Origin of the sequence: Kitasatospora sp. NPDC002551, from assembly GCF_040296005.1 — a bacterium.
Lineage (GTDB): Bacteria > Actinomycetota > Actinomycetes > Streptomycetales > Streptomycetaceae > Kitasatospora.
This window is the reverse complement of record NZ_JBEOWI010000054.1, coordinates 44129-54366: the sequence shown is the minus strand read 5'-3', so window position 1 is coordinate 54366 and position 10238 is coordinate 44129. Positions and strand designations below refer to the sequence as shown.

Annotated in this window: 1 protein-coding gene; it reads right to left on the bottom strand. The window is 77.9% G+C overall.

Annotated features, from left to right (window positions below; all coding sequences use genetic code 11):
- On the bottom strand, positions 1–10013 hold a 10013-nt coding region (locus tag ABT093_RS32760), incomplete at its 3' end, for an SDR family NAD(P)-dependent oxidoreductase (RefSeq protein ID WP_350570559.1).
- Positions 10014–10238: the final 225 nt, after the last annotated feature.

Genomic DNA, 10238 nt, shown 5'->3' with positions numbered 1-10238 from the left:
TCCGCCAGCAGCCGCCGCCCCATCCCCGCCCACTGCGAACCCTGACCCGGGAAGACGAACACCGAACGCCCGCTCACCTCCGCCCGGCCCGTCACCAGCCCGGGCACCGCCTCACCGGCGGCCAGCGCCGCCAGCCCGCCCAGCGCCTGCGCCCGGTCGGCGGCGACCACGACGGCCCGCTCCGGGAACCGGGTGCGCGCGGTGACCAGGGCGCGGGCGGTCGCGGCGCGGTCCAGCGCCGGGTGCCCGTCCGCGTGCGCCGCCAGCCGCGCGGCCTGCTCGCGCAGGGCCGGCTCCGAGGCGCCCGAGAGCACCCACGGGACCGCGCCCGGCACGTCGTGCGCGTTCTCGTCCGCCGCGACCGGCTCCGCCTGCTCCAGGATCACGTGGGCGTTGGTGCCGCTGACCCCGAAGGCCGAGACGCCGGCCCGGCGCGGCCGGTCGGCCTCGGGCCAGGCCCGCTGCTCGGTGAGCAGGGCGATGCCGCCCGACGACCAGTCGATGTGCGAGGAGGGCGCGTCGATGTGCAGCGTCCTCGGCAGGACGCCGTGCCGCAGCGCCTCCACCATCTTGATCACCCCGGCCGCACCCGCGGCCGCCTGGGTGTGCCCGATGTTGGACTTCACCGACCCCAGCCAGAGCGGCTGTTCGGCCGCGCGGCCCCTGCCGTAGGTGGCGAGCAGGGCGTGCGCCTCGATGGGGTCGCCGAGCGGGGTGCCGGTGCCGTGGGCCTCGACGGCGTCGACCTCGCCGGCGGTCAGTCCGGCGTTGGCGAGCGCGGCCCGGATCACCCGCTCCTGGGACGGGCCGTTGGGCGCCGTCAGACCGTTCGAGGCACCGTCCTGGTTGACGGCCGAACCGCGGACCACGGCCAGCACCTCGTGCCCCAGCCGCCGCGCGTCCGACAGCCGCTCCAGCAGCAGCAGGCCCACCCCTTCGGACATCCCGAAGCCGTCGGCGGCGTCGGCGAAGGCCTTGCTCCGGCCGTCGGCGGCCAGGCCGCGCTGCCGGGAGAAGCCGACCAGGCCCTCCAGCGTGGACATCACCGAGGCGCCGCCGGCGAGGGCCAGCGTGCACTCGCCGCTGCGCAGCGCCTGGGCCGCCAGGTGGACGGCGACCAGCGAGGAGGAGCAGGCGGTGTCGACGGTGATCGCGGGCCCCTCCAGGCCGAGGGTGTAGGAGAGCCGGCCGGAGAGCACGCTGCCCGCGTTGCCGGTGACCAGGTAGCCCTCGTCGGCCCGGCCGCCGGTGCCCTGGGTGCCGTAGTCCTGGCCGTGGGTGCCGATGAAGACGCCGGTGGGGGTGGAGCGCAGGGCGGTGGGGTCGAGGCCGGCCCGCTCCAGGGTCTCCCAGGCGACCTCCAGCAGCAGCCGCTGCTGCGGGTCCATCGCCAGCGCCTCACGGGGGTTGATCCCGAAGAAGGCGGCGTCGAAGTCGGCGATGCCGGGCAGGAACCCGCCGCCGCGCACATAGGTGCGCCCGGGTGCGTCGGGGTCGGGGTCGTAGCTGCCGTCGAGGTCCCAGCCCCGGTCGGTGGGCAGCGCGGAGACGGCGTCGCCGCCGGAGGCGACGAAGCGCCAGAGGTCCTCGGCGGAGTCCAGGCCGCCGGGGAAGCGGCAGCCCATGGCGACGATCGCGACGGCCTCGTCATCGGCGGCCGAACGCACCACGGCAGCGGGGCCGGCGGGCTCGGGGGCGGGCTCCTCGCCAGCGAGGTCGCCGACGAGTTCGCCGGCGAGGTGGGCCGCGAGGGCCTTCGGGGTCGGGTAGTTGAACACCAGCGTGGCGGGCAGCCGCAGGCCGGTGGCGGTGCCGAGCGCGTTGCGCAGTTCGACGGCGGTCAGCGAGTCGATGCCCAGGTCCTTGAACGCCTTGTCGACGTCCAGCGTCCCGGCCGTGCCGTGGCCGAGCACGGCGGCGGCGGTGTCGCGGACCAGGGCGAGCAGCAGCTCGTCGCGGTCGGCGGCGGTGAGCCCGGCCAGTCGGCGGGCGAGAGCGCCGGCGCCGTCCGCGGCGGACCGGGCGGCGGCCCGCCGCAGGGCGCGCGGGGCGCGGGCGGCGGGTGCGAGGTCGCGCAGGAGCGGCGGGAGGTCCTCGGCGCGGACGCCGGTGACGTCCAGCCGGATCGGCACCACGGCCGCCCGCTCACCGCTCAGGGCGGCGTCGAACAGGGCCAGGCCCTGGTCCGCGGAGAGCGGCCGGGTGCCGACCCGGGCCATCCGGGCGAGGTCGGTGTCGCTGAGCCGGCCGCCCATGCCGGCGGCCTCGGCCCACAGGCCCCAGGCGAGCGACACGGCGGGCAGGCCGAGGGCGCGGCGGTGGGCGGCCAGGCCGTCCAGGAAGGCGTTGCCCGCCGCGTAGTTGCCCTGGCCCGAGCCGCCGAGGACGCCGGAGGCGGAGGAGTAGAGGGCGAAGGCGGCGAGGCCGAGGCCGGCGGTGAGCTCGTGCAGGTGCCAGGCGGCGTCGACCTTCGGGCGCAGCACGGTGTGCCACTTGGTGTCGTCCAGCGCCTCGATCACGCCGTCGTCGACGATCCCGGCGACGTGCACGACGCCGGTCAGGCGGTCCGCGACCGCCTCGACGACGGCCGCCAGCGCCGTCCGGTCGGCGGCGTCCACCGCCTCGGCCCGGACGCGGGTGCCGTGGGCCGCGAGGTCGGCGAGCAGGTCGGCGGGCACGGCGGAGCGGGAGACCAGGACGAGTTCGGCGACGCGGTGGACGGCGGCGAGGTGACGGGCCACCAGGCCGCCGAGGCCGCCGGTGGCGCCGGTGACCAGGACGGTGCCGCCCGCGAGCGGGGACGGCGCGTCTGCGGCGGGGGCGGCCGGCGCGCCGGCCGGGGTGCGCCGCAGGCGGGCGACCAGGCGGCGGCCGTCGCGCACGGCGAGCTGGGGCTCGTCGACGGGTGCGGCGGCGACCGCCTCGGCGGCGGTGGCCGGGTCCTCGGCCTCGACCAGGACGAAGCGGCCGGGGTTCTCGGACTGCGCGGTCCGCACCAGGCCGCGGACGGGTTCCTGGACGAGGTCGCCCTCGCGGACGACGACGGCGAGCCGGGAGTCGGCGGTCCGTTCGTCGGCCAGCCAGGCCTGCAGGGCGCGCAGGACCTCGTGCCCGACGGCGTGGGCGCGCTCGGGGACGGCCTCGTCCGGCGCGCCGGAGCCGGCGGGCAGGACGACGAGGGGTGGCAGCGGTCCGTCCTCGGGCAGTTCGGCGTGCGGGGCCCAGGCGGTGGTGTCGGCGCCGGCCGGCTCGGGTGCGGGGACCCAGGCGACCTCGAACAGGGCCGCGTCCTCGGACCCGGTGGCGCCGGCCAGGCTGCGCGGGTCCACCGGCCGCACGGTGAGGGCCTCGACGTCCAGGACGGGGGCGCCGGTCTCGTCGGCGGCCCGGATGGTCAGGGTGTCGGGCCCGGTGACGCCGACGACCACGCGCAGCGTCTCGGCCCCGGTGGCGTGCAGGCGCACCCCGGACCAGGAGAAGGCGAGCCGGGGCACGTCGGCGCCCGGGAGGAGCCCGGCCTCGCCGAGCGGGTGCAGGGCGGCGTCGAGCAGTGCCGGGTGCAGCCCGTACGCGCCGGCGTCGGTGGTGCCCTCGGGCAGGCGGAGCCGGGCGAACAGGCGGCCGTCGGCGAGCCAGGCGGCCTCGACGGCGTGGAACGCGGGGCCGTAGTCGACGGTGAGCCGGTCGTAGAGGCCGTCGAGGTCGAGCGGGCGGGCGCCGGCGGGCGGCCAGGCCGTCGGCCCGTCAGGGGCGGGGGCGGGCTCGGGGCCCTCGGGGGCGAGGGTTCCGGTGGCGTGCGCGCTCCACGGCCGGCCGGGGCCGGTGCGGGTGAGCACCCGGACGGCGCGGCGGCCGTCCTCGGCCTCGCCGACGTGGACCTGGAGGTCGACGCCGCCGCCGTCGGGCACGACGACCGGGGCGGAGACGGTCAGTTCCTCGACCGTGGGCGCGCCGAGCCGGTGCCCGACGTGCGCCAGGGCGTCCAGCAGGGCGGTGCCGGGCAGCAGGATCGTGCCGCCGACCCGGTGGTCGGCCAGCCAGGGCAGGGTGCGCTCGCCGATCCGGCCGGTGAAGACGGCGCCCTCCTCGGAGCCGAGCAGCAGCCCGGCCTCCAGCAGCGGGTGGCCGGCCTCGTCCAGGCCGAGGGCGGCGAGGTCACCGGCGGCGCGGCCGGGGTGCAGCCAGTACCGCTCGCGCTGGAAGGGGTAGGTGGGGAGGTCGGCGGGGCGGACGCGGCCGGCGCCGGTGTGGGCCGTCGACCAGTCCACGGGGACGCCGTGGACGTGGAGTTCGGCGGCGGAGAGCAGGACGCGGTCCCAGCCGCCGTCGTCGCGGCGCAGGGTGCCGGTGGCCACGACCGGGGCGTCGACGGCCTCCTCCAGCGCCTCGGCGGCGGCGTGGGTGAGCACGGGGTGGGCGCTGACCTCGACGAGCGCCCGGAAGCCCTCGGCGGCCAAGGTCCCGACGGCGTCGGCGAATCGGACGGTCCGGCGCAGGTTGCGGTACCAGTAGCCGGCGTCCAGCTCGGGGCCCTCCAGCCAGCGGCCCTCGACCGTGGACAGGAACGGGATCGCGGCCTGCTGGGGCTTCACCGCCCCGAGCAGCTCGGCGAGTTCGCGCTCGATCGACTCCACGTGCGCGGTGTGGGAGGCGTAGTCGACCGGGATCCGGCGCACCCGTGCTCCGCGCTGCTCGAACGCGGCGACCACGGTGTCCAGTCCGGCCGGGTCCCCGGCCACCACGACGGAGGAAGGACCGTTGACGGCCGCCAGTTCCACGCCGTCCGGCAGCGCGCCGGTGACCTCGGCGGCGGGCAGGGCGATCGAGACCATGCCGCCGCGCCCGGCCAGGCCGCGCGCGATCGCCTGCGAGCGCAGGGCGACCACGGCGGCGGCGTCGTCCAGCGACAGGATCCCGGCGACGTGGGCCGCCGCGATCTCGCCCTGCGAGTGGCCCACCACCGCGTCCGGGACCACGCCCAGGGAACGCCACACGGCGGCCAGGGCCACGTTGACGGCGAAGGAGACCGGCTGCACCACGTCCACCCGCTCCAGCGAGGCGGCGCCCTGGTTCACCACGTCCAGCAACGACCAGTCGACATAGGGCTTCAGCGCCTCCTCGACCTCGGCCAGCGCCTCGGCGAAGACCGGGGACTCGGCGAGCAGCCGCCGCCCCATCCCCGCCCACTGCGACCCCTGACCCGGGAAGACGAACACCGAACGCCCGCTCACCTCCGCCCGGCCCGTCACCAGCCCGGGCACCGCCTCACCGGCGGCCAGCGCCCGCAGCCCGCCCAGCGCCTGCGCCCGGTCGGCGGCGACCACGACGGCCCGCCGTTCGAGCACGGCGCGCGAGGCGGCGAGCGTGCGGGCGACGGCCGGTGCCTCGGCGGCCGGGCGGGAGTCGGTGAACTCCGCGATCCGGGCGGCGTGTTCGCCCAGCGCCTCGACGGTGCGGGCGGAGAGCAGCCAGGGCACCGGCGCTCCGGGGCCGGCGTCGAGTTCGGCGGTCACCTCCTGCACGGGGGTCTGCTGCGCGGGGGCCTGCTCCAGCACGACGTGGGCGTTGGTGCCGCTGACGCCGAAGGAGGAGACGGCGGCCCGGCGCGGCCGGTCCACCTCGGGCCAGGGGCGTTCCTCGGCGAGCAGGGCGACCGCCCCCGACTCCCAGTCCACCTGGGAGCTGGGCGCGTCGATGTGCAGCGACCTGGGCAGGACGCCGTGCCGCAGCGCCTCCACCATCTTGATCACCCCGGCCACGCCGGCGGCGGCCTGCGCGTGGCCGAGATTGGACTTCAACGAGCCCAGCCAGAGCGGCTGTTCGGCCGACCGCCCCTGCCCGTAGGTGGCCAGCACCGCCTGCGCCTCGATCGGGTCGCCGAGCGACGTCCCCGTCCCGTGGCCCTCGACGGCGTCGACGTCCGCGGTGGTCAGTCCGGCGTCGGCGAGCGCCGCGAGGATGACCCGCTCCTGGGAGGGGCCGTTGGGCGCCGTCAGGCCGTTCGAGGCGCCGTCCTGGTTGACGGCCGAGCCGCGGACCACGGCCAGCACCTCGTGCCCCAGCCGCCGCGCGTCCGACAGCCGCTCCAGCAGGACCAGGCCGACGCCCTCGGCCCAGGCGGTGCCGTCGGCGGCGTCGGCGTAGGCCTTGGCCCGGCCGTCGGCGGACAGGGCGCGCTGGCGGGAGAACTCGACGAAGGAGGTGGGCCGGGCCATGATCGCGGCGCCGCCGGCCAGGGCGAGCGTGCACTCGCCGTCGCGCAGCGCCTGCGCGGCCAGGTGGAGCGCGACCAGCGAGGACGAGCACGCCGTGTCCACCGTCACCGACGGGCCCTCCAGACCCAGGGTGTAGGAGATCCGGCCGGAGGCCACCGAACCGGCGTTGCCGGTGCCGAGGTAGCCCTCCAGGCCGTCGGGGACCTCGGCGAGGCCGGTGGCGTAGTCGTGGTACATCAGGCCCGCGTAGACGCCGATCGGCTGCCCCTTGAGCGAGGTCGGGTCGATGCCGGCCCGCTCCAGCAGCTCCCAGGAGGTCTCCAGCAGCAGCCGCTGCTGCGGGTCCGTCGCCAGCGCCTCGCGCGGCGAGATCCCGAAGAAGGCGGCGTCGAACTCGCCCGCGTCGTGCAGGAATCCGCCGTGGCGCGCGTAGGAGGTGCCGGGGACGGCCGGGTCCGGGTCGTAGAGGGCGTCGAGGTCCCAGCCCCGGTCGCGCGGGAACGGGGTGATGGCGTCGGTGCCCTCGCTGACCAGCCGCCACAGGTCCGCCGGGGAGGCGACGCCGCCGGGCAGCCGGCAGGCGGCGCCGACGATGACCACGGGGTCGTCGGCGGGCGGCGCGCTGCGCGGCGCCGGGGCCGGCCTGGCGGGGGCGGGCCGGCCGGTCAGCCGGGTGAGCAGGTGGGCCGCGACGGCGGCCGGGGTGGGGTGGTCGAAGGCGAGGGTGGCGGGCAGCCGCAGGCCGGTGGCGGCGGTGAGGCGACCGCGCAGGTCGACGGCGGTGGCGGAGGTGAAGCCGAGGTCCTTGAACGGGCCGTCGGGGCGGATCGCCTCGGGGCGGTCGGCGGCGAGCCGGGCGGTCTCGGTGAGCACCAGGTCGAGCAGCTCGCGCTGCCGGTCGGCGGCGGGGCGCCCGGCCAGGCGGCGGCGCAGCGCGGCGGCGGTCGCGCTGTCGGGGATGCGCGGGCCGGCGGGGGCGTCGATGAGGTCGCGCAGCAGGGCCGGGACGTCCTGCGGGTCGAGCGCGTCGAGTCCCTCGGGGTCCAGCCGGAGCAGCAGCAGGGAGGTGTGCTCGGCGAGGTGGGCGGCGTCGAAGGCGGCGGCGTGCTCCTGGGCGGTGAGCCGGCCGAGGCCGGGCGGGGCGGTGCGGCCGTCGCCGTCGGCGGGGCCGGTGGCGAGGGCGAGTCCGGGCAGGCCGCGCCGGACGCGGTGCTGGACGAGCGCTTCGAGGAACGCCGTGGCCGCCGCCTCGCCCGGGCCCGGCGCACCGGACAGCCCGCCGGCGGGGGTGTGCACGACGAAGGCGGACAGCTCGCTGCCGGCGGTGAGTTCGTGCAGGTGGACGGCGGCGGCGAGGGCGGCGCCCAGGCCGGGGAAGGCGGCGCCGGGGGTGTGCACGACGGCGTTGAACCGGGTGTCGGGGGCGGCCAGGTAGGCGGCGAGGGCGTCGCGGTCGGCGAGGTCGCAGGCGGTGAGGGCGACCTCGGCGCCGGCCTCGGTGAGCCGGGCGGCGAGCTCGGCGGCGGCCCGGTCGGCGGGGCCGTGGGTGCTGGTCAGCAGGATGCGGCGGACGCCCCGCCCGGCGACCAGGTGGCGGGCCACGGCGGCGGCGGCCGGCCCGTCGGCGCCGGTGACCAGCACGGCGCGGCGCGGGTCGAAGCGGGCCGGCGGCTCGCCGTGGGCGAGGGCGGCCGACACCCGGGCGGCGCGCGGGCGCAGCGGGACGCCGGAGCGGACGATCAGCCGGGGCTCGCCGGAGGCGACGGCGTCGGCCAGCGCGGCGGCGGCGCCCTCCTCGCCGTCGAGGTCGACCAGCACGAACCGGCCGGGGTGCCGCTCCTGGGCGGCGCCGACCACGCCCCAGAGCGCGGCCTGGACGAGGTCGGTGGCACCGCCGCCGGCGACGGCGCCGCGGGTGGTGACGACGAGCCGGGTGTCGGCCAGCCGCTCCTCGGCGAGCCAGGCCGCCAGCTGCCGTTCGAGGCCGTGCGCGGCCTGCTCGGCGTCGGCGGCGAGCGGGCCGGGGGTGCGCAGGCCCGCGCCGCAGCCGAGCAGGGCGAGGTCGGGCAGCGGGTCGGCGGCGGCCAGCGCGGCCGGGTCCGGATGGGCGGGGCCGGCGCCGAGGGCCTCGCCGAGGCCGAAGCCGTCGGCGCCGAGCAGCGCCCAGGCGGGGGCGGCCGGGCGGGCGCCGGGCACGGAGGACAGCGGCAGCCAGTCGACCCGGAACAGGTGCTCGTAGTGGCTGCCGCCGGCGGCCCGCAGCCGGGCGGGCGCGTCGAGCAGGACGTGCCGGGTGATCTTGCCGGAGGCGGTGCGCGGGATGCGGTCGGTCTCGTACAGCTCCTCGGGCACCTTGAAGTAGGAGAGCTGCTCCCGGCAGGCGGCCAGCAGGGCCTCCGGGTCGAGGCCGCCGGGGCCGGGCACCAGGAAGGCCACCGGCACCTCGCCGAGCACCTCGTGCGGCTTGCCGACGACGGCGACGTCCGCGACGCCGGGCACGGCGCGCAGCACCTCCTCGACCTCGGCCGGGTGGATGTTCTCCCCGCCGCGGATGATGAGTTCCTTGATCCGGCCGGTGATGGTGAAGTAGCCGGCGCCGTCGCGCCGGGCGAGGTCGCCGGTGTGGTACCAACCGCCGCGCAGCGCCTGCTCGGTGGCCTCGGGCTGGTTGTGGTAGCCGAGCATCACGCTCGGGCCGCGCACCCAGACCTCGCCCTCCTCGCCGTCGGCGGCGTCCAGGCCGGTCTCGACGTCGACGAGCCGCACGCCGAGGCCGGGCACGGGCAGACCGCAGGAGCCCTCGACGCGGGCGCCGGTGGGCCAGTTGACGGTGATCGAGCCGCAGGTCTCGGTGGAGCCGTAGGCGTCGATGAGCGGCGCTCCGAAGGCCTCCTCGAAGGAGCGGCGCAGCGCGGCGGTGGTCATCGCGCCGCCGACCAGGCACATCCGCAGGGCCGGGGCGGTGAAGCCGTCCTCGCGGGCGGCGCGCACCAGCTGCTGGTAGAGGGTGGGCACGCCGGCGAGGAAGGTCGCGGACTCCTCGCGGACCGCCTCCAGGACGTCCTGCGCGGCGAACCCGTCGAGGATGCGGGCGGTGGCGCCGACGGCGGTGACGGCGAGGACGCACGCGATGTGGGAGAGGCTGTGGAACAGCGGCAGCGGCCAGACCACCCGGTCCTCGGCGCTGAGGCCGGGCACCGGCACGTAGCAGGCGGCCACCGACCAGAGGCCGTTGCGCTGGGTGGACAGCACGCCCTTGGGGCGGCCGGTGGTGCCGGAGGTGTAGAGCATCCAGGCGGGGTCGTCCAGGCCGAGGTCGTCACGCGCGGGGGTGGCGGGCTCGGTGGTGGCGAGGGTCTCGAAGGAGAGGGCACCGGGCGGGGCGGGGCCGTCGCCGGTGACGATCACCCGCAGGTCGGCCCGGCCGCGCGCGAGGGCGTCGAGGCCGGCCGCCCGGGCGGCGTCGGTGATCACCACGCGGGCGCCGCTGTCGTCGAGGAGGTGCGCGAGTTCGGGCCCGGAGGCGTGCGGGTTGAGCGGGACGGCGATGGCGCCGGCGCGCAGGATGCCGAAGTAGCTCTCCAGCACCTCGACGCTGTTGCCGAGCAGGATCGCCGCCCGGTCGCCCGGCTGCAGGCGCAGGTCGGCGAGGTGGCCGGCGATCCGGCCGGTGCGGGTGTACAGCTCGCCGTAGGTCACGGCGCGGACGGCGTCGCGGAACGCGGTGCGCTCGGCGCTGTCGCGGGCGTGCTCGGCCAGCAGTTCGGGCAGCGGCCGGATCAGCTCGGTGCGCAACATGCCGTCACTTCCTTCTGCGTCGGGTCGGTGGGGTTCGGGTGCGGGTGCGTTCCCTTTTCCGCCGGGCGGGGCGGAGGGGATCGGGGAGGAATGCGCGGTCCTTTTCCGGGAGGGTTTCACCGGGAAAGGGGCCGGTGGATTTCCGGGCGGCCGTTCCGGAACAACCGTGTGCGCATTCCGGCCGGTCCCAGTCTCCTGCGGCGGGGGCTGCGGGCCGCCCCTATC